20 protein-coding genes and 2 pseudogenes are annotated in these 19,707 nt (G+C 39.4%); 16 read left to right on the top strand and 6 right to left on the bottom strand.

Annotated elements, in window-relative coordinates:
• Nucleotides 1-127: 127 nt before the first annotated feature.
• The gene (rsmA, locus tag U5J89_RS03830) at nt 128-904 is read right to left on the bottom strand and encodes a 16S rRNA (adenine(1518)-N(6)/adenine(1519)-N(6))-dimethyltransferase RsmA (protein ID WP_322574282.1); all 777 of its coding nucleotides are present in this window, start codon (nt 902-904) and stop codon (nt 128-130) included.
• A 190-nt stretch (nt 905-1,094) separates the two neighbouring features.
• Between rsmA and U5J89_RS03825 the strand changes: the two genes are divergently transcribed.
• The 3 genes from U5J89_RS03825 (at nt 1,095) to U5J89_RS03815 (ending at nt 3,081) form a co-directional block, all read left to right on the top strand.
• On the top strand, nt 1,095-2,309 hold the full coding sequence (locus U5J89_RS03825) for an alanine dehydrogenase (RefSeq protein ID WP_322574281.1): 1,215 nt from the start codon (nt 1,095-1,097) through the stop codon (nt 2,307-2,309).
• Nucleotides 2,310-2,429: 120 nt separating this feature from the next.
• A complete protein-coding gene (locus U5J89_RS03820; protein ID WP_322574280.1) occupies nt 2,430-2,744 on the top strand; it encodes a hypothetical protein in 315 nt (104 codons plus the stop codon).
• Entirely contained in the window at nt 2,713-3,081 is a 369-nt protein-coding gene (locus tag U5J89_RS03815; protein ID WP_322574279.1) for a hypothetical protein, read from the top strand. The genes U5J89_RS03820 and U5J89_RS03815 overlap by 32 nt, the downstream gene beginning before the upstream one ends.
• A gap of 60 nt (nt 3,082-3,141) precedes the next feature.
• Here the strand turns inward: U5J89_RS03815 and acs are convergent, their stop codons facing one another.
• Nucleotides 3,142-5,040, bottom strand: a complete 1,899-nt coding sequence (gene acs, locus U5J89_RS03810) for an acetate--CoA ligase (protein ID WP_322574278.1) — start codon at nt 5,038-5,040, stop codon at nt 3,142-3,144.
• 158 nt (nt 5,041-5,198) lie between these two features.
• Here acs and U5J89_RS03805 point away from each other — a divergent pair, with 158 nt between their 5' ends.
• The 3 genes from U5J89_RS03805 (at nt 5,199) to U5J89_RS03795 (ending at nt 9,055) form a co-directional block, all read left to right on the top strand.
• Nucleotides 5,199-7,661 carry a ligase-associated DNA damage response DEXH box helicase gene (locus U5J89_RS03805; RefSeq protein ID WP_322574277.1) on the top strand — a complete coding sequence of 821 codons (2,463 nt, stop codon included), beginning with the start codon at nt 5,199-5,201 and terminating at the stop codon, nt 7,659-7,661.
• A 103-nt stretch (nt 7,662-7,764) separates the two neighbouring features.
• The gene (pdeM, locus tag U5J89_RS03800; RefSeq protein ID WP_322574276.1) at nt 7,765-8,436 is read left to right on the top strand and encodes a ligase-associated DNA damage response endonuclease PdeM; all 672 of its coding nucleotides are present in this window, start codon (nt 7,765-7,767) and stop codon (nt 8,434-8,436) included.
• Nucleotides 8,437-8,440: 4 nt separating this feature from the next.
• Nucleotides 8,441-9,055 (top strand): DUF6992 family protein, encoded by a 615-nt coding sequence (locus U5J89_RS03795; RefSeq protein ID WP_322574275.1) that lies wholly within the window; start codon nt 8,441-8,443, stop codon nt 9,053-9,055.
• Here U5J89_RS03795 and U5J89_RS03790 read toward each other — a convergent pair whose 3' ends face one another.
• Complete coding sequence (locus U5J89_RS03790) at nt 9,056-9,622, bottom strand: sigma-70 family RNA polymerase sigma factor (protein ID WP_322574274.1); 567 nt, start codon at nt 9,620-9,622, stop codon at nt 9,056-9,058. It lies immediately after the preceding gene.
• A gap of 452 nt (nt 9,623-10,074) precedes the next feature.
• Between U5J89_RS03790 and U5J89_RS03785 the strand changes: the two genes are divergently transcribed.
• The 6 genes and pseudogenes from U5J89_RS03785 (at nt 10,075) to U5J89_RS03765 (ending at nt 14,061) form a co-directional block, all read left to right on the top strand.
• Nucleotides 10,075-10,260 (top strand): hypothetical protein, encoded by a 186-nt coding sequence (locus tag U5J89_RS03785; RefSeq protein ID WP_322574273.1) that lies wholly within the window; start codon nt 10,075-10,077, stop codon nt 10,258-10,260.
• Between the two features lie 54 nt (nt 10,261-10,314).
• Nucleotides 10,315-10,500, top strand: a complete 186-nt coding sequence (locus U5J89_RS03780; protein WP_322574272.1) for a hypothetical protein — start codon at nt 10,315-10,317, stop codon at nt 10,498-10,500.
• Nucleotides 10,501-10,557: 57 nt separating this feature from the next.
• The gene (locus U5J89_RS03775; protein ID WP_322574272.1) at nt 10,558-10,743 is read left to right on the top strand and encodes a hypothetical protein; all 186 of its coding nucleotides are present in this window, start codon (nt 10,558-10,560) and stop codon (nt 10,741-10,743) included.
• Between the two features lie 97 nt (nt 10,744-10,840).
• Complete coding sequence (locus U5J89_RS03770) at nt 10,841-11,647, top strand: hypothetical protein (RefSeq protein ID WP_322574271.1); 807 nt, start codon at nt 10,841-10,843, stop codon at nt 11,645-11,647.
• A gap of 44 nt (nt 11,648-11,691) precedes the next feature.
• A pseudogene (locus U5J89_RS15895) lies at nt 11,692-11,883 on the top strand (tetratricopeptide repeat protein); the annotation flags it as partial.
• A 33-nt stretch (nt 11,884-11,916) separates the two neighbouring features.
• Complete coding sequence (locus U5J89_RS03765) at nt 11,917-14,061, top strand: CHAT domain-containing tetratricopeptide repeat protein (protein WP_322574270.1); 2,145 nt, start codon at nt 11,917-11,919, stop codon at nt 14,059-14,061.
• A gap of 112 nt (nt 14,062-14,173) precedes the next feature.
• Here the strand turns inward: U5J89_RS03765 and U5J89_RS03760 are convergent, their stop codons facing one another.
• Entirely contained in the window at nt 14,174-14,908 is a 735-nt protein-coding gene (locus U5J89_RS03760; protein ID WP_322574269.1) for a hypothetical protein, read from the bottom strand.
• Nucleotides 14,909-15,275: 367 nt separating this feature from the next.
• On the opposite strand from U5J89_RS03760, the gene U5J89_RS03755 reads away from it, so the two are divergent.
• Complete coding sequence (locus tag U5J89_RS03755) at nt 15,276-16,391, top strand: glycoside hydrolase family 3 protein (RefSeq protein ID WP_322574268.1); 1,116 nt, start codon at nt 15,276-15,278, stop codon at nt 16,389-16,391.
• A 17-nt stretch (nt 16,392-16,408) separates the two neighbouring features.
• On the opposite strand, the gene U5J89_RS03750 is transcribed toward U5J89_RS03755, so the two are convergent.
• A complete protein-coding gene (locus tag U5J89_RS03750; RefSeq protein ID WP_322574267.1) occupies nt 16,409-17,302 on the bottom strand; it encodes a YihY/virulence factor BrkB family protein in 894 nt (297 codons plus the stop codon).
• Between the two features lie 127 nt (nt 17,303-17,429).
• On the opposite strand from U5J89_RS03750, the gene U5J89_RS03745 reads away from it, so the two are divergent.
• The gene (locus tag U5J89_RS03745) at nt 17,430-18,011 is read left to right on the top strand and encodes a DinB family protein (RefSeq protein WP_322574266.1); all 582 of its coding nucleotides are present in this window, start codon (nt 17,430-17,432) and stop codon (nt 18,009-18,011) included.
• Here U5J89_RS03745 and U5J89_RS03740 read toward each other — a convergent pair whose 3' ends face one another.
• Nucleotides 18,012-18,458 carry a sterol desaturase family protein gene (locus U5J89_RS03740; RefSeq protein WP_322574265.1) on the bottom strand — a complete coding sequence of 149 codons (447 nt, stop codon included), beginning with the start codon at nt 18,456-18,458 and terminating at the stop codon, nt 18,012-18,014. It abuts the gene before it with no gap.
• 243 nt (nt 18,459-18,701) lie between these two features.
• On the opposite strand from U5J89_RS03740, the pseudogene U5J89_RS15890 reads away from it, so the two are divergent.
• Both U5J89_RS15890 and U5J89_RS03735 read left to right on the top strand, forming a co-directional pair.
• Nucleotides 18,702-18,977, top strand: a pseudogene (locus tag U5J89_RS15890) (LexA family protein); the annotation flags it as partial.
• Between the two features lie 28 nt (nt 18,978-19,005).
• Nucleotides 19,006-19,704: a TetR/AcrR family transcriptional regulator gene (locus U5J89_RS03735; protein ID WP_322574264.1), complete on the top strand. Its 699-nt coding sequence runs from the start codon at nt 19,006-19,008 to the stop codon at nt 19,702-19,704.
• Nucleotides 19,705-19,707 lie beyond the last annotated feature (3 nt).

Raw genomic sequence — 19,707 nt, 5'->3', positions numbered from 1 at the left:
AGTACCATACCAAACTTTAGGAGAAATGTCTTTTTATATAAAAACCGCCATCAAAAGTCTTAAAATCACCAAATAACAATAATTTAAATCTTGATGGTCAAATCTGAAAAACAGAGTGGTCGAAATTTCAGGTCAAAATGCCATCATCGACCAGTTGTGCTGTCAACTTTTCATATTCGGACGGCTCCCATGCCTCGGCTCGCTTGTCAAAGTTAAACCCACTGGGCTGCTTATCTTTACCGACCACTGGCTTTAGGGCATTGCTTAACTTTTTTCGCCGCTGATTAAAGGCCGTACGAACAACGGTTTTTAAATTCTTATCCGAACAGTTTAGCTCTCCTTTATCAAAAGTCAGTTTTACTATGGCACTTTCCACATTAGGCTGAGGACTAAAGCAGTGACGAGAAACGGGAAATAAAATTTCAGGAGTACACATGAGCTGTGTCTGCACACTCAAAATTCCATAATCTTTGGTTCGAATATTGGCTACCAATCGCTCGGCCACTTCTTTCTGCATCATCAGTAGCGCATCGGCCATTAAATAACGATTCTCAAGTAACGAGAATAGAATCTGGCTGGTAATATAATACGGCAGATTCCCGACCACATGGGTTTTCTCTTTTCCGATAGAAAGCTCTTCCCAATTTACATCCAGCACATTTTCGTGACGGATTTCCAGATCATCAAACTTTTGCTCCAATACTTCTATTGCCCGCTGATCCAGTTCCACAGCAACCACATCTTCAAACTGTTTTAGCAATGCGCCCGTCAGAGCTCCCGTACCGGGTCCAATTTCGATCACACGATCTCCCACTTTGGCAGGAATGGCATCGGCAATTTTCTGGATGATATTCTCATCCGTAAGAAAATGCTGTCCTAAACTTTTTTTCGGGCGAATACTCATTGTTTGTATAATTAATAATGTGAAATGAAGAATTAGGAATTATTTAGTTTTTAATATTAAATCCTAATTCGTATTTCCCAATTGTTACGATATAAAATCCTATCCATCTTAAATATTAAAATAGTCTTTTTGCTTAGCGTCAGTAGGTAGATTAAATTAAGCTACGTTACTTCTCGTAAAATAATCAAATATGGATATTAATCCCCTGGAAACAGAACAAATTGGAATACAGACGCTGGAAAAGCGCCTGATGAAATCGGAATCCAATATCTCCCTAAAGATAGGAGTACCAAACGAAGTCTCCAATGATGAGCGCCGAATTTGTTTAACTCCCGGTGGGGCTTCGGTTTTAATAGCCAACGGACATGAGGTTTTTATTGAGCAGGATGCCGGGGGCGAAGCTAACTTTACCGATCAGGAATTTGCCGACGCCGGCGCTGAAATTGCTCTTAGTATTGATGAGGTCTATAAAAAATCTGACATGATTGTTAAAGTTGCACCACCGTCAGATTCTGAATTTGAACTTCTTGAGCAAGACCAAACCCTCCTTTCTGCACTGCATCTTGGCAACACCACCGAAGAATTTATCGATCTTTTAATCAAAAAGAATATTACCGCTATTGGCTTCGAATTTATCAAGGGAGAAGATAAAGAGTTCCCCATTGTTCGGATGATGCACGAAATTACCGGATCAATGTCATTACAAATAGGTGCTCACTATCTGGAAAAAACAGAGGGTGGACAGGGTATTATGCTGGGGGGCATTTCGGGTATCCCCCCTGCTACGGTTGTAATTCTGGGAGCCGGCATTACGGCCGAATATGCCGCACGAACAGCCTTGGGGTATGGCGCGCAGGTATTTGTGATGGATAACGATCTTGCAAAATTACGTCACCTCGAAAATGCCCTTGATCGTCGTATTATTACAGCCACAGCTAATTACCAATACCTGTCTTCAGCCCTGCAATATGCTGATGTCGTAATCGGAGCGGCCATGTTTGAGGGGGAACGCGCTCCTGTACTTGTCACCGAACCTATGGTTGCCTCTATGAAACCCGGCAGCGTTATTGTGGATACCGTAATTGATCAAGGCGGTTGTATTGCTACCAGCAGGGCAACCACACATTCACAGCCTACATTTATGGCACACGATGTAATTCACTATTGTGTGCCCAATATTCCATCTAATGTTGCCCGCACCGCTACCTATGCCCTAAATAACGTGATTGTCCCCTACCTGCTGGCTATAGGTGATGCGGGAGGAATTCGAGAATGTCTTTGGACAAACACCGCATTGCGCAACGGTACCTATGTTTACAAAAAACATCTCACTAAAAAATCACTTTCCAAAATTTTTGATATGCCCTACCGAGAAATTGAGATGCTGATTGCCAGTCAAATTTAACAATCAAATATTTCAATGAATTTAAATAAAACTGCTAAAATTGTTCTTGGGGTTTTGACGTTCCTTCCCCTGTTATTTGCAATTAGTATTCTGGGCTTTGTCATTTTAAATTTTTTCTCAATGTTTTTTTCGCAGGAGCCGGCAATGCCCATGATGTTATTTTCCTATTTGAGTTATATCCTTCCCTATGTATTTCCCATTATTCTACTTGCACTGGGATTATTTGTTTTTTACATCGTCCACATAATTCGAAACCCTATTTTGGATACCGAAAAGCGAATTTTGTGGATCGCTGTAGTGTTTCTTGCCTATGGGATAGCAATACCCATTTATTGGTACATTCATATCTGGAAAAACGACTCGGCCGAAGCAACCAAAGGTGATGATCTAACAGACGAGTACTATGAACCAAGAGCTCAATCCCCAAAATTTTAAGCGCATCAGCATCATCAATTGGATGCTCAGCGTGCCTTTTTTTCTACTTTTTGCCTGGCCCTATTGGTATTTAGCAAATTTGTCAGGAATTGAGCAGTTCATCATTTACGCTGGATCTTGTCTTTTCTCCATCCCGTTTATGATTACCATTCTTCACGGACATGTAACAATGGCACTGGGGGAAGCACATCGGCATCACTATTACGATTGGCTGAGCAGTAAACCCCTCACGTACGGCTTATTTTTTCATCCTATGATGATGCGCACAAGATTTCGACTTATCCTTTTAGTAGTAAGTATTTTGCTTTTCATTGTTGGATTTTTCCTCTCGATTTAAAAAAGGACACATCAACTTAATGATGTGTCCCCATTTACTATTCATTAATTTTTGCGACAATCAGTACGCGGTTCCATCCATAATTTCTTCTACCACACTGGGATCAAGCAACGTTGAAGTGTCGCCCATGTCATCAGTTTCTCCTGCCGCAATCTTGCGGAGAATACGGCGCATAATTTTACCTGATCGTGTCTTTGGCAATCCATCAACAATCTGAATTTTATCCGGTTTGGCGATCGGACTAATTATTTTAGAAACCAAGTCATCGATTTCCTTTTTAAACGTTTCTGGTTCAGAAACACCATCATCACACGTCATAAAGGCAAAAATACCTTCCCCTTTAACATCATGTGGATATCCCACAATGGCAGCCTCTACCACCTTGGGATGTTCATCAATGGCGTTCTCAATCTCGGCCGTACCTAACCGGTGACCCGAAACATTAAGCACATCATCAACACGACCAGTAATACGATAGTAGCCATCTTCGTCGCGTCGACAACCGTCACCCGTGAAGTAATAGCCGGGATAATCCTCAAAATAGGTTTCCATATAGCGCTCCTGATTGCCCCATATTCCGCGCGTCATACCCGGCCATGGCTGCTTAATTACAAGATTGCCTTGAACTCCGTTACCACTGATTTCCTTGCCATCATCATCCATAAGAGCAGGGTCGACGCCGGGTAACGGCAGCGTAGCAAATCCGGGCTTTGTTGGCGTAACTCCCGCCAGCGGGGAAATCATGATACCACCTGTCTCCGTTTGCCACCAAGTATCTACAATCGGACATTTCCCATTTCCAATCTTATCATGATACCAGTGCCAGGCCTCTTCGTTAATCGGCTCACCTACCGTTCCAAGAACTTCGAGTGAGTTTAGGTCGTACTTGTTGACATACTCGATATCCTCTTTCATCAGCGCACGGATAGCTGTTGGGGATGTATAAAAGTGCGTTACGTTATATTTTTCACAAACCTCCCACAGTCTACCGGGATCGGGATAAGTGGGTGTACCCTCGAAGATGATACCGGTTGCACCATTTAGCAATGGACCGTATAAAATGTAGGAGTGCCCAGTAATCCAGCCCGCATCGGCCGTACACCAATAAACTGAATCTTCTTCAACCTGAAACACATTACGGAAAGTATAGCTGGTGTAGACCATATATCCCCCGCAGGTATGAACCTGACCCTTGGGCTTACCCGTAGATCCCGAGGTATAGAGAATAAAAAGTGGATCTTCTGCATCCATTTCTACGGCTTCATGCTCTTTGGAGGCATTTCTAATCAGCAGGTGCCACCATTCATCGCGTCCTTCCACCCAATCTATATCACGGTTCGTACGCTGGCACACGATTACCTTTTCGACGGTAGGACAATCTTCAAGCGCCTCATCTGAAATATCTTTTAGCGGTACGTGCTTTTCACCGCGGCGCAACCCATCATTGGTAATCAGCATTTTAGCATCGCAATCCTGAATTCGACCGGCCAGTGCCTGGGCAGAAAATCCGGCAAATACAATAGAGTGCACGGCTCCGATGCGTGCACAAGCCAAGGCCGCAATCATTAGCTCCGGCGTCATCGCCATATAAATTGCTACGCGATCGCCTTTTTCAATACCTTTGGATTCGAGAACATTGGCAAAGCGGCAAACATCTTCATGCAACTGCCGATAAGTAATCGTTCGTCGAAAAGAATCCGGGTGATTAGGCTCAAAGATAAATGCTGTTTTGTTACCGATGGTATTCAGGTGGCGATCCAGACAATTTTCGGTAATATTCAGCTTCCCACCTTCAAACCATTTCACATTTCCATCCTCAAAACTTCCGCTATGTGTTTCATCCCATCGCTCGCGCCAATAAAATGTACCGGCTTCATGTTCCCAAAATTTCTCGGGATTTTTAATACTATCGTTATAGACTTCTTTGTACTCTTCAAACGAATCAATATTTAACCACATGGCAATTGTATTTTAGTTGATAATATTCTTGTCTCACAGACCATTGTATTTTAAATAATTAAAGCAGATACGCAAGTCAACCGAAGAAACAAATTATATTCAAATCATTTCCGTTAATAAGCCTTATCCGATCTGAAATAAACAAGATTTCCATCTTAATGAAAAGCGACGGCTATCAAAAAATTGAAAAATGGTTTACCCAACGGGGATGGGAGCCGTTTGACTATCAGCGGGAGGTCTGGAAAGCTTTTTTATCCGGAAAGAATGGACTGTTGAATGCCCCCACCGGCAGTGGTAAAACGTATGCCGTTTATATGCCTATGCTCATCAACTGGATTAATGAGCATCCGGAAACATATAACGAGCTTGCTGATAACGGACTCCAGCTTCTGTGGATTACTCCGCTGCGGGCACTGGCCCGAGATATTGAGCAAGCGCTTCAGCAGGCTGTTGATGATCTCGAAATACCTTGGCAGGTTGCCCGGCGGACCGGCGATGTCTCATCCTATCAAAAGCAAAAAATGAAGGAGCAGATGCCGGAGGTGCTCGTTACCACACCAGAAAGCCTGCACATTTTGATGGCACAGAAGAATTATCCCAGCTATTTTTCTGATCTGGATGCAGTAGTAATAGATGAATGGCACGAACTTTTGGGATCCAAACGCGGTATTCAGGTAGAGCTTGGATTATCTCGACTCAAACACCTACGCCCGAATCTTAACATTTGGGGCATTTCTGCAACTATCGGCAACCTACGGGAAGCACGCGATGTATTACTCGGAATTCATGGTAACAAAGAAGATTCTGTGATCATCAAGGCTGATGTTGAAAAGAAGTTGAAAATCCAGTCTGTGTTGCCTTATGATGTCGAAAAATTTCCCTGGTCGGGACACCTTGGAACAAAGTTATTGCCAAAAGTTTTGCCCATTATAAAAGAAAGTCGTTCTACACTCCTCTTCACTAATACCCGCTCTCAATCAGAAATCTGGTTTCAAAAACTATTACAGGCTAAGCCTGAACTGGCTGGTACCATAGCCTTGCACCACGGATCGCTAAGCAAAGAAGTTCGGCGCTGGGTTGAAGATGCACTGCATAAAGGTAACCTAAAAGCAGTTGTCTGTACGTCGAGCCTCGATCTCGGCGTCGATTTTGCCCCTGTAGAAACGGTAGTACAAGTTGGTAGTCCAAAGGGAGTTGCACGCTTTTTACAGCGGGCCGGACGCAGTGGTCACCAACCGGAATCTACCAGTCGCATCTACTTTGTGCCAACCAATGCTCTTGAACTCATCGAAGCGGCTGCGCTAAAGACGGCAGCTACCCAAAAAGTAGCGCTGGAAAGTAGAGACCCTATCCTGAAACCATACGATGTCCTGATCCAATATCTGATTACTCTTGCTGTTTCAGATGGATTTAAACCCGAGCAAATCTATGAAGAAGTTAAAACGACTTTTGCCTATCAGACACTCACACAAAAAGAGTGGAATTGGATTATGGATTTTATAACTACGGGTGGACAATCACTGTCAGCCTATGATGAATACTCCAAAGTGGTTGAAGATAATGGTCTTTATAAGGTTGTTGATAATAAAATTAAGCGTCGCCATCGTATGTCAATTGGTACAATAACAAGCGATACGATGATGAGCGTTAAATACTTGAAAGGGGCACATCTGGGCAGTATCGAAGAATGGTTTATTGCCTCGTTAAATCCGGGAGATAAATTTTGGTTTGCAGGACGAAGTCTGGAGCTTGTGCGAACAAAACAGATGACTGCTTATGTGCGGAGGGCTAATACATCCAAAGCAAAAGTACCCAGCTGGATGGGCGGACGTATGTCGCTATCCTCAAATATGAGTAACTTGCTTCGCCGTAAAATGCATCAAGCCATTGAAGGATCGGCCAACGATATCGAACTTGAAGCCATCCAACCAATACTTGATGTTCAGCAAAACTGGTCCATCCTTCCCGATAAAAATGAGTTGCTTATTGAGCAAACCACTTCCCGCGAGGGTCATCATCTATTCTTTTATCCATTTGAGGGGCGTTATGTTCACGAGGGAATGTCGGCTTTAATTGCCTATCGTATTTCACAGCTTACGCCCATCACTTTTTCTATTGCAATGAATGATTACGGCTTTGAACTGCTATCAGACAAGAAGATCCCAATAAAAAAAGCACTTGAGCAAAATCTTTTTTCTGATGAAAATCTCGTTGAGGATATCTTTTCAAGCCTGAACGATACCGAACTTGCCAAACGTCGTTTCCGAGGAATCTGTCACATTGCCGGACTTATTTTTAAAGGATTCCCCGGCCAACAAAAGGCCAGCCGTCATCTGCAATCTTCGTCGAGTCTATTTTTTGATGTATTTGATCAATATGAGCCAGACAACCTATTACTCCAGCAGGCTTATGATGAAGTGCTTTCACATCAGCTGGATGAAGTACGGTTGCGGAAGGCGCTGAAACGAATTCAATCTCAAAAGATAACACTTAAGAATACTGAGCGCTTTACTCCACTGGCGTTTCCAATAATGGTTGACCGGCTACGAGAACGATTAAGCTCTGAAAATCTCCTTGACCGGGTCAAAAAAATGCAGCTTCAGCTCGAAAAGCATACATAGAAAGCATTAACTAAAAACTTCTGGCCGTTCACCCACAACAAATATCTTTATGCGACCCCAATAGAAATTCGCTTTGAAATAAGATTATTGTCATTTTCCACCTATGATTCCTAATTCTCGTGCCTTCAATTTAAAACACCAACGTCTTTGGCTTTTGCCTCAACACGCCCTTTACTGGCAGAAGAAAAAAACGCTTTTAGTAGCTGATCCTCATATTGGTAAAACATCTCATTTTCGTAAAAATGGAATTGCAGTCCCTGATGACGTGGCAGAATCTAATCTTGATAACTTGGATACTATAATTGAGCTTACAGATCCTGAGCATCTGGTTATTCTTGGAGATCTTTTTCACAGCGATATTAACAAGGAATGGAAACAGTTTATCCATTGGCGAAAAGGATATTCCCAGTTAGAAGTTAGCCTGGTGATAGGCAACCATGATATCCTGGAAACCAAAAACTATCATCAGGGAATTATAAATGTATTCAAAAAGCTATCAATAAACCCTTTTCTATTTGTACACGATATTAATGCTCTTACCGATCAAGATAAAAACAAGTATATTATAAGCGGACATATCCATCCTGCAGTACAATTAAAAGGCCGTGGCCGACAAGCAATGAAGTTGCCCTGCTTTTATTTTGGTCAACAATATGGAATCCTTCCGGCCTTTGGAGGTTTTACCGGCACGCATGTGATTGAACCCCAAGAAAAAGACGATATATTTATAATCGCCGATTCCAATATTTTACCTGCCCGTCAACTTAATTCCTGATAGTATGGTTATTGAAAATAAACAATTTCAGTTATCGATTTTACTGACTGCTCTTCTATTTTTAGTGGTAGCACAAAGCCCGGCTCAAACCTTGTCTGACTCTCTTACCTCATTTAACGAGCAGCGGATCAACTTGAATACAAACGGCATGTACGTACTCTCAGGATGGGCACTAACAAATATAGCTGTCGGTTCCATCGGGTACTTCAAAAGCACCGGTAGTACAAAATATCTGCACCAAATGAATGTGGGTTGGAACATCGTAAACCTTGCTATTGCCGGTGGAGCACTCTACCAGTCCTCACAAGTTGATCCTACATCTTTCACGCTTGCACAGAGCATTGCAGAAGCTAAATCAATTGAAAATATTTTGCTTCTCAATATGGGTCTGAATGTTGGATATATTGCCACCGGTGGATTTATGTGGGAACGAGGACTTCGGAAAACAAACAATCGACTTGTTGGGTATGGCCAATCACTAATCATTCAGGGAGGTTTCTTACTTCTATTCGACTCTACACTCTACCTGCTAAATCGATCAAATAATGAACAACTTCAGTCAATAATCGAAACAATTTCTATTCAGGGATCTCAGCTTACAGTTTCAATTCCCCTTTAATCACTGCCGCCACTTTCTTTTAAAACAGTGATGCAATCGACTTAGAATACGAGATTTTTTTGTACGTACATTGGCGCCGCTGATATCAAAATGGGCACTGGCTTCTTTGGTAGTTGCATCGGGCTTATCAATAAAATACTCGATAAAGGTGCGTGACTTCTCCCTGAGTTCATTCAGGCAAGCTTCCAGAATAGCCTGGCGATCTTTATCCATTAAGTTCTGAACCTGTTCGGCGGGATCCACCAGATGATCCTTATGATCTTCAACAGGATTATTAAAACGATGCTGCTCTTTGGAGAGACGAAAATACTCGTGCCGGCATGCACGTATCATATAACTGAAAATATATTTCTCCTCACGAATATTATCTTTCTGTATTTGTTCATATACATTAAGAAAAGCTTGCTGGGTACATTCTTCTGCATCTTTTTCATCGGCATTAAGTACCACTTGCAAGTAATCCTTAAGTCTATGCATTAGCTCTTCCAGCAGCTCATTAGCCTCACCTTCCCTATTCTGCTGTAAAGCATATACTAATTCCGAATAATCAACTCTGGAGTTACTCAAGGTACCCTATAAACCTAAATTAACTGACCCATTCATCACGAAATGAATAAATAAAACCTTCTGTAGTGATTGTGGCTTCTAATATATAACTATTGAATTGGCAAACAAATATTAGAATGTAATTCTATAATAAAATTGAAGTAATTTTTAATTATTTAAAAAATTACTTACTTAGATATGAATATTTCTTGTAACATTTTATTGTTTATTACTCTTGTGATCTGGTATGAAATGTAGCTAGAAATAAAAATTTAAATTATAATATAAACTTGTTACAAAATAATTTTAGACAGCATGGCTTCCAGACAAAGCTTTTTTTGTAACAAATAAAACTTTGATTACTCTTGTTATCAACCATTAATATATCTCCAAAGTACAGATTTGGCTTTTCGGAGATGCTTTTTAATCAAAACGTTACAAATTTAATCTAAACACAAAATCAGCAATTAGTTATGAAATCTCTTACACACAAACTTCTCGCTATCGTCTTTTCCATTGCACTGTTCACCGGCTGCGCCTCGGTTACCGATCCCGGCCTCGACACCCAGCCCGACGCTGACAAGCCGGCTGTCGAAGTTCAGAATCCTGACTTCGGTACCGATGCCGGTATGGAACCTATCGTCGATCGTCCCGAATAATTATTCAATGTCCTATTTAAAATACTCTCTTAACTATAAATCACTCTTAGCATTATGAAATCTCTTACACACAAACTTCTCGCTATCGTCTTTTCCATTGCACTGTTCACCGGCTGCGCCTCGGTTACCGATCCCGGCCTCGACACCCAGCCCGACACTGACAAGCCGGCTGTCGAAGTTCAGAATCCTGACTTTGGTTCCGAATCTGATATGAGTCCCATTGTCGATCGTCCCGAATAATTATTCAATGTCCTATTTTAAAATACTCTCTCTTAATTATAAATCACTCTTAGCATTATGAAATCTCTTACACACAAACTTCTCGCTATCGTCTTTTCCATTGCACTGTTCACCGGCTGCGCCTCGGTTACCGATCCCGGCCTCGACACCCAGCCCGACACCGACAAGCCGGCTGTCGAAGTTCAGAATCCTGACTTCGGTTCCGAATCTGATATGAGTCCTATTGTCGATCGTCCCGAATAATTATTTTTCAAACTACTTAAATTAATTATGGATTTGCGGTCAAAATATAATAGCTTCAATTATCCCTAAGTACTAAAATAAGCCCAAACCTGGCGATATGTTACTGACATTATTAATCAGCTTTCTTCAAGTCAGTGTTGCAGCTGCGGACAATAGTTTAGTCGAGCAATCAAGAACACAGGCCAATTACTATCTCAGTAATATTGAACAGGGCCAAAACGTCGAAGAAAATATCTGGGCGCTGACAATCTTGACCACCAGCAATCCCAATGTTCGACAAGCTGTTGAACAAAAGGTTCAGGGAGGAAATTTTTCAAATAATTTAGGGCATCTTTTTCAGAATATAGAACATAATTATTCCGATCAGCTCAAAAAGGTTGTATTTAAAACAGGATCAGCCCAGTTATTTACAGAACTCCTGTTAATATCAGATGAAAATCGAGAAGATCTATATCAACAATATTCATCAAACTTCAAGTTAAAGTCTGATAAAAAGGATATTGACTTTAGAGCGCTTTTCGAAGCTATTATTAATAAAGATACTATCGATAAATCTATAGTATCAAGTGGTACATTTACTCTCACCCATCTATTTTTACTTTTCCGAGCTCATGACCAATTAAGCAACTCCCTTTTATCAGCCTTAGAAGAAAACTGGTCCAAAAACAATAATGAACAGAGCCTTTTATCTACCTTCTACAATGCAAGCTATTTGCGAGTATTATACTTAAACTATAATTACGGGCAAACAGCTACACTATATGACAATCTGATTAAGGATAGATTATTCCCTAATTCTAATCTCAGGCTTAAAGTATATCGATACCTTGATTATTCCATGTACCGCTTGGGATTTTATGACCGAAGCCTTCAAATAGTTCGTCAAGCATACACTTACCATTAGTCACATATCTCAACAAAGAACAAGAACAAATCAATATTAAACAATTGCAGGGGGTTTATCTTTATAGCATTGGTAAAGTAAAAGCAGCAGAAAAAATTTATAAGCAGGTTCTCAATGAGATTGATAAAAAAAATCTTACTATATCTAAATCCTCTTTATACAATAACCTTGCATTAACATATAATAAACTTGGCAGATATGATGAATACTTAAACTTACAATTCAAATCCCTTGAAATAGCAAAAAAACAGGAAAATTATGAACATCATTTGAAAATATTACGGAACCTATTTGTTTTCTACCGTGAATCACAGAACTACCAAAATGCACTTAAATATTTAGATTCTGCTTTAAGGTTAGCTTCTGATAAAGGTAATAAGTCAGATTTAGGCTCAGTATACACCCTCTATGGTTCATTTTATAGAAAATCAGAACAGAATTTTAAAAAAGCACAGTATAATTATAGCCAAGCTAAAAAATACTTAGATCCTGTTAATAATATTCCTTTATATACAAGACTATTAAATGAAATTGCATCAAACTTTGAAGATCAAAGTTTATATAAAAAGGCTTTAACAACTTACGACGAAATTTTAGGATTAACTTCAGAAGATAAGGGAATAAGCTATATCGATGCCCTTATTAACAAAGCACAAATTTACCTAAAAAAAGAGAATTTAGATCAAGCCAAAACCCTAATTGACAAATTCAAATCTTTTGATTTAAATAAGCTCGATTTCAATCAAATTGTAAAAGCCAAAAAGGTTGAGGCTGATTATCTATCTAAAACTGGTAGCGAAAATCAAGCACTTGATATTCTTGAGCCTACGCTTAAACAAATTGTTGTAAGAGCACAGAGCAGCACTGACCTCAAATCCGGGTTTTGGCATGTTGAGGATGAATATCTCGATGCTTTTGAACTTGCTGCATCTATTTATATGGATACGGGGCAACCCGGCAAGGCCGTTGAAAAACTTGATCAGCTAAAAACCATTAATGATGCTTCGCTTTATCAAAATCCGTTGGTTAAATCGAGTCTCCTGAATGAATCGGAACTAACAGAATATAAGCAGATCACTAATCAGCTCGACGTCGTTCGCAAAAAACTCTTAACAGCACCTGAAGAAGAGCAATTTCAAATTCGACAGCAGATCAATCAGCTAAATACCAAGAAGCGCAAGTACGACCGCCGACTGAGTAAAAATATCGATCTGAACCCTACCTCTATTCGCCAAATTCAAAATAAACTATCGGCCCGGGAACTGTTGCTGCATATAACAGAACTCAAAGATCAATACTATATCGCAAAAATATCCCGCACTGATATTGATCTTAAAACGATTGATCTGGATGACAATATGAGAGAGCTGTTTAGTAATGCAGCTCAACAGATTGCAACACATAAAACAAATCTTGACTCTCTTTATAAGATTTCCCAAATCCTGGACCTAAAAGAGATTCCCGATTACATCGATAAAATCACCCTTATCCCCGACAGTTACTTCTATCAGCTTCCGCTGGATATCCTCCCCATGGAAAAGCCGTCTAAAAGCTACAGCTACGGTGAAACAACCTATGCCATCGAAAAATTTAAAACACAATACCTGACCACCCTGGAGGATTTTAAGACCCCAACCCGTTCTTCATCAGCTTCCAAAGCTCAAATGAATTATGTGGGATACGGGGTATCAAACTTTGACAACTACAATAATCAATCATTAGTACCACTACCTTATGCTCAATCCGAAGTCATCCAGATTGCAAAAAGTCTTACTAATTTATCACAGGTAGAAACCTTCATCAATGAGCAATCAACTAAATCTACTTTTAAGCGAACCGCCCCGCATTCTCAAGTCATCCATTTAGCCACACACAGCGAAGTATCGGAACGCGACCCAATGTTTTCTACTGTTTATTTTAGCAAATCTACGGCTAGCAGCGACAGCACTTTTGAGGATCGGTTTTTTGCCTATGAGTTATTTGAGCTGGATCTCAGTAACGAAATGGTAATGCTTAACTCATGTGAATCGGGATCCGGATCATATATACAGGGAACTGGCGTAATGGGGATCAGCAGGGCACTGCGGTATGCAGGCGCCGAATCATTAATACTCAACTTATGGTCGGTTAATGATATGCTTGCTTCGGAGTTTGCTATTCAGTTCTATTCTCACCTAAATGAGGGAAAATCAAAAGCTGAAGCTTTAAGAGCTGCTAAAAAACACTTTTTAAACACTAAAAATGCTGATCCACATTTCTGGGGTCCTTATATGTTAATCGGAAATACTGATCCTATTGTGGAACCTCAGCAGAATAAAAACCTGGCAATGGCCGGAATATTTATCTTCTACTTCCTGCTCATGGTTGGACTTTCTTATCTTACCCAACAAGGAATTATCTTTTCAAAACACTAATTGGATGACTGGTAATTTCTTAACGGAAAGTTGATCTTCTCTCTCAGACAAACAAGGAATGATGAATAGTTACTTGAATATGTTCGTCATTAAAATACTATACAGTATCAAATCAATCTGACAAAGCGTTTAAATAACTTTTAGCAACTCGGCGATAAGCTCCATTTAACTCATAGGCCTTTTCAATATTCATCTTTGCATCAACCAGCTGATCTAAATGGAAGTGTGCATTTCCGATATACCAGTATGCCTTCTCTAACATGAGCACATCTACATTATCTTTATGAGCTACTACTCTTTCGTAATGCTCAATAGCTTTACGATAATTGCCATTGTTATACTGCAGAGAGCCTAAATTAAGACTCAGTTCTGCAATCCATCCAGGCTCTGAAGCGTTTTTCAGCTCAGACTCCAATAATGATATCGCCTCGTTTTCACGGCCGGTATTCGCAAGCTTTATTGCATTTCGTATTACCTCTTTATCTGACGATGAAGAAATCATACCATCGCCAGAACGATAATAATCCAGTTCTATACTCGATATTGGTTCCACTGAAGATTGTTGCTGTGTGGAAATATTCATTACCCCAACAACAGCAATAAGTAAAGCAATAGCTGCAGCTGCCGCATAATACCAATATGGCTTTTGATTTGTATGCTCTTTTTGCTCTTCCCTTTTCTGTTCAATTACTGCTTTGAGATTAGCTACGCTTTTGAGATAATCCAAATGATAACCATCCTGAATTAGCTCAGCCCATAATTCATCAACTTCTTGAGCGGAAAGCTTCCCATTTACATACTGGTCAATTTTCTCTTCCAACTCTTTTTTATTAAAACTCTCAATCATGGCTTTTTTCCTAAAATTTAACACGCAAAATCAGTCTGCTCGCGCGTATATATATGTTAAAGAACCTCATTATTTCTTTTCCTTTTTGTTCATATTACAAGAGTTAATTGTTACTTATTTGTTACAGAATTTTCCTTCACAATCATCCTAATCAAAATTACTATTTACTGTACATTGCTTTAAACTTAATTACGGTGCTTTACACTTTGAATATTAAAAAATTTTAATGATTTACATTGCAACAACCATCCAATTTCACACCATATTTTGCCGAGATTTGTTGTCATTTTTTACCCAACGAAATAAAATACTATTAACATGCTATCTTACTTCTTTTTTAAACTCCAATATCAAGTAAAGCCACTATATGTTTCGATTATTACTGATTAGTCTTCTATCCCTTCTGATTACAAATCCTTCCTTCAGTCAAACTTTATCAGCCGAAAAAGATGTATCTCTTGATGAGAAAATCGGGCAGATGCTTTTAGCAGGATTTCGCGGAACTACGCTGGCTGATACAAATCATATTGTACGTGATATAAAAAAATATCATCTGGGTGGAATTATCCTTTTTGACTATGACGTTCCCTCAAAATCTTCGGAACGAAATATACAATCACCGAGACAGCTTAAAAGACTTATCAGCGATCTAAAACAATTATCCGATATTCCACTTATCATTTCTATTGATCAAGAAGGAGGAAAGGTAGCCCGACTTAAGTCGTCAATGGGATTTCCCGAAATCAAATCAGCAGAATATCTTGGGCAAGTGGATAATATTGACAGCACCAGGTTCTATGCTCAAAAAATGGGTCAGACATTAGCAAATTTGGGAATCAATATGAATTTTGCGCCGGTTGTTGATCTTAATACCAATCCAGATAATCCTGTCATTGGCGGCTTAGAACGCAGCTTTTCTGCGGATCCTCAGACAGTTGTACAGCATGCTTCTATCTATATCAAAACGTTAAACAAACACGGCATATGGTCGGTGCTAAAACATTTTCCCGGACACGGAAGCTCAAAAAAAGATTCCCACCTGGGCGTGGTTGACGTAACCGAAACCTGGTCTAAAAAGGAATTGATCCCGTACCGGAAGCTTATCAATAGGGACTTGGGTGACGCCATTATGACTGCGCATATCTTTAACCGTAATATTGATCCCGATTATCCTGCAACCCTTTCCAAACCTACCATTACCGGATTACTGCGAAACGAGTTAAACTATAACGGTGTGGTCATTTCTGATGATCTCATGATGGGAGCGATTCGAAATGAATATGGCCTCAAAACAACTATAAAAAAAGCTGTGAATGCCGGAGTTGATATTCTGGTATTTGCCAACAACTCCATTTACGATCCTGATATTGTTCCCAAAGCACACAAAATCATCAAAGAACTGCTCGATGCCGGTGAAATTAACCGTAATCAGATTGAGCGATCCTACAATAGAATTATGGAATTAAAAAGGCAGGATGAATAAATAGTAGCAGGAATGTTCTATAACCACAAATCTTCATCAAGTGTTGCTTCCCAATAAGGTTTTATTTTTCCACCGTATCGACTGGTATACACCCGGGTAAAAACAGCGCCAATAAGAACCACTTGTACATTATAGTAAATCCAAATCAGAAATATTACAAATGAGCCAGCCGCCTTATACATAGGTTCCAGCGCAGCAGCACTCAAATACCAATCAACAAGTGATTTTCCTGCTAATACTAAAACGGTTGTTACTATTGCACCAACAGCCACATCTCTCCATCGGGCATCAAGATCTGGCAGTATCCTGAACATTGCTGCAAAAAACGTAATGGCAAGCACAACATTTGTAAGTGATGTTCCTATCTGAATGAGGTATACGTTTGTACTACCCAAAACAGGAATTAAGAGATCGCCTAATCCATAAATAATACTTTCAGAAACTAATCCAGTCAAAAAAAGCAGGCTTAGCGCACCTATGAATAATAATCCCGTTAACCGATCCCACAAAAAAAGCCAGACAGAATTCAATTTAGGATTTTTAACTCCCCAAATTACATTTAATGTCTGTTTAATCTGCGAAAGCAAGGTTGTTGCACCAAAAAGCAACGTAATAATTGCAACTATTGACGACCATAATCCCGATGTTCCCTCATTTGCTGATGCTACAATCTGTTCTATTGTATCTGTCAGCTCAGCTCCAACCACCGATTCCATTGTTTGCTCAACCTCCATCGTCCCCAATTGACTCCCAATCACCATATTTAATATCCATAAAGTGATTATGACTAAGGGAGCCGTCGAAAATATAGCATAAAAAGCAATGGCAGCGCCGTGTAAACCAATGTTTATTTGACCTGCTTGATCATAGGTTTTCTTTAACAATTCCCAAATAATCTTTAATAACTTCATCAATACCTTTTTTATGAAGATTTTATTTATTCCGAAATTATCTTAATGTAAGAGATAAAAAGGATTCTCTGATACCGGTGGCGAATTATTTGTAAACTGATTTTAGTAAGCAAAAACAGAATGTGTTATGCTTCAACAATACAGCTATCAATGGTTTATACAACAGTTTGAAAATACCAAGGATACTGCCGAAGAATTTATTTTATCTGTTGATAAAAACCTATTTCTAAAAGCTCCCGCAGAAGGCCGGTGGAGTATTGCAGAATGTTACAGTCATCTCATAAATTACGGGGATCTGTATTTCGACAATATTGCATCAGCAATATCTAAAAATGCCGATACTGCTAATTCTGTCAACCGGTCATTCCCACCCAGATGGCTTGCCCAAAAAATTATTTCATATTTTGAACCACCGTACAAAATAAAATTGAAAACAATTAAATCGATGAAACCTGTTGATACATCAGGATATAATCGCATGGATTTGCTCGATGAGTACCTTAATTTACAGAATCGCCTGATTGCACAACTCGAAACTGCACACCAGAAAAACGTTCACTTGGGGCGATCGAAAGTTTCCCATCCTATCTTTTCAATAATTAAAATGACGCTCTCTGAATGTTTCCTTCTGCTTGAGGCACATCAGCGGAGGCACCAGTGGCAGGCCGAACAAACATTAAAAGCCCTTCAAAACAACCAGTCAGAATAATCACTTTTTATATTTATCGTATGGAAATAAAAATAATCCATAGGGCTCTTGTCCATCCTTGTCAATTGACTGATGATGTCGCTGGTGAGCATATCTGACAAGACGCATAATTTTACTGTCACTTTTAAACGGCATAAATCGTTTGTGGGCAAATAGATCGTGAATTATAAAGTAGAGAATTCCATAAACAGCAATTCCCGTTCCCACCGCAAATACTGCTGATTGAAGGGGCGCTGCACTTCCGCTGTACATTAAATAGATTGATACGGCTGCAAAAAACAACGAAAAAACATCATTGAGCTCAAATATTCCATGAGTTGATTCGTGGTGGGACCGGTGAATTTTCCATAATAATCCATGAAAGATAAATCGGTGAACCAAGTACGATATAATTTCCATTCCGGCAAAGCCAAGACACAACCAGCCCAAAAATATTAGAATTTCCATGACAGTATGTATTCAGTTTTCAGTCCTGATTTTCGATATAAATATCAAAATCGGGACTTAATCCCAAGTAGCCTTTGTTATTAATAAAAGAAATTATGTAAAAAGGATATGGAAGATTTTCGCATTACCGATATCTATTCTGGAAATATAGATCGTGACCCCAAAAAAGATCCCAACCGCTTTCGGAAATAGACAAGATTTCCATTACTGACACGTTAATATTTTGAAAAACCGCTTTCTTTCGATGATTATATCATAAAACGACCGGCCGCTACGTTTTTTATGCATGTAAAAGGTAACAGACTCAATAATATTGGAATTTTTTCGGATGATATTCTCGTTATAGACCGGTCAATTAAAGCAGTTTTTTATCATCTTATTATAGCAATACTCGAAGGCGAGATGACTGTTCGCAAACTGATAAAAGAAAGTGGCAGTGTATTTTTAACGAGTGAAGATAATCAACCTGACAAGAAAAAAATCACCAGAAAGACTGATTTGAAATCCGGGGTGTGGTAACACATGCCATCCACAAATAAATTTAAGTATGAGCACTTTTGATCCTGAAACATTTGAGACAAAATTTGCAATATCTGACACTGCTACTGATCTGTTTATGCAGGGTGATGGCCAGTTCTACATCAAGGATATTGCTAAAGAAATTGATATTACCCCTGCCGAGGTTTTTAACTATTTTCCCAATAAAAAGTCGATTCTCAAATTTTATTACGCTTCGCTGGTTATCCGCTATGAGATGATGATCGACGAAATTGACGATTTTGAATCATATACTCTGAGCGAAAAACTCTCGAACTTTGCGTTTTCCAATTTTGATATGCTTCAAGAAAAAGAAGCTTTTGTAGAAGCCACGCTCTCTGATTTTATTCTAAATAGTTTTACCAAAACAGATTATGAAAAAGAGTTGGAAAGACTTATCAAGCAGTTTCTTCAAAATGATGACCGTATATCGGTCTCATCCACCTTGGTTTTAAATTCCTATTCATACGCTTTTCTACGAAGACAATACCTTGAACTGCTTCGGTTCTGGTTAAATGATACGAGCGAAGATAAGGAGCTTAGCATGGAGCTCACCGATAAAGCTACCGCCGTGCTCGAAGAACTAATGTATAATCCTGTAATCGATAAAAGCTTTGATTTAGCAAAATTTGTAAATGCCAACAAAAAAGCCTTTATCAACAATATTCCCATTGTAAAACAACTCTGTTCTAAAATAGAAATACGATAATTT

It is taken from the genome of Fodinibius sp. (assembly GCF_034521915.1).
GTDB lineage: Bacteria > Bacteroidota > Rhodothermia > Balneolales > Balneolaceae > Fodinibius.
This window is presented reverse-complemented; position numbering and strand designations above follow the sequence as displayed.

Coding starts and splice junctions, on each gene's coding strand:
- rsmA (WP_322574282.1), bottom strand. CDS start 904: ATGAGTATTCGCCCGAAAAAAAGTTTAGGACAGCATTTTCTTACGGAT.
- U5J89_RS03825 (WP_322574281.1), top strand. CDS start 1,095: ATGGATATTAATCCCCTGGAAACAGAACAAATTGGAATACAGACGCTG.
- U5J89_RS03820 (WP_322574280.1), top strand. CDS start 2,430: ATGTTTTTTTCGCAGGAGCCGGCAATGCCCATGATGTTATTTTCCTAT.
- U5J89_RS03815 (WP_322574279.1), top strand. CDS start 2,713: ATGAACCAAGAGCTCAATCCCCAAAATTTTAAGCGCATCAGCATCATC.
- acs (WP_322574278.1), bottom strand. CDS start 5,040: ATGTGGTTAAATATTGATTCGTTTGAAGAGTACAAAGAAGTCTATAAC.
- U5J89_RS03805 (WP_322574277.1), top strand. CDS start 5,199: ATGAAAAGCGACGGCTATCAAAAAATTGAAAAATGGTTTACCCAACGG.
- pdeM (WP_322574276.1), top strand. CDS start 7,765: ATGATTCCTAATTCTCGTGCCTTCAATTTAAAACACCAACGTCTTTGG.
- U5J89_RS03795 (WP_322574275.1), top strand. CDS start 8,441: ATGGTTATTGAAAATAAACAATTTCAGTTATCGATTTTACTGACTGCT.
- U5J89_RS03785 (WP_322574273.1), top strand. CDS start 10,075: ATGAAATCTCTTACACACAAACTTCTCGCTATCGTCTTTTCCATTGCA.
- U5J89_RS03780 (WP_322574272.1), top strand. CDS start 10,315: ATGAAATCTCTTACACACAAACTTCTCGCTATCGTCTTTTCCATTGCA.
- U5J89_RS03775 (WP_322574272.1), top strand. CDS start 10,558: ATGAAATCTCTTACACACAAACTTCTCGCTATCGTCTTTTCCATTGCA.
- U5J89_RS03770 (WP_322574271.1), top strand. CDS start 10,841: ATGTTACTGACATTATTAATCAGCTTTCTTCAAGTCAGTGTTGCAGCT.
- U5J89_RS03760 (WP_322574269.1), bottom strand. CDS start 14,908: ATGATTGAGAGTTTTAATAAAAAAGAGTTGGAAGAGAAAATTGACCAG.
- U5J89_RS03755 (WP_322574268.1), top strand. CDS start 15,276: ATGTTTCGATTATTACTGATTAGTCTTCTATCCCTTCTGATTACAAAT.
- U5J89_RS03750 (WP_322574267.1), bottom strand. CDS start 17,302: ATGAAGTTATTAAAGATTATTTGGGAATTGTTAAAGAAAACCTATGAT.
- U5J89_RS03745 (WP_322574266.1), top strand. CDS start 17,430: ATGCTTCAACAATACAGCTATCAATGGTTTATACAACAGTTTGAAAAT.
- U5J89_RS03740 (WP_322574265.1), bottom strand. CDS start 18,458: ATGGAAATTCTAATATTTTTGGGCTGGTTGTGTCTTGGCTTTGCCGGA.
- U5J89_RS03735 (WP_322574264.1), top strand. CDS start 19,006: ATGAGCACTTTTGATCCTGAAACATTTGAGACAAAATTTGCAATATCT.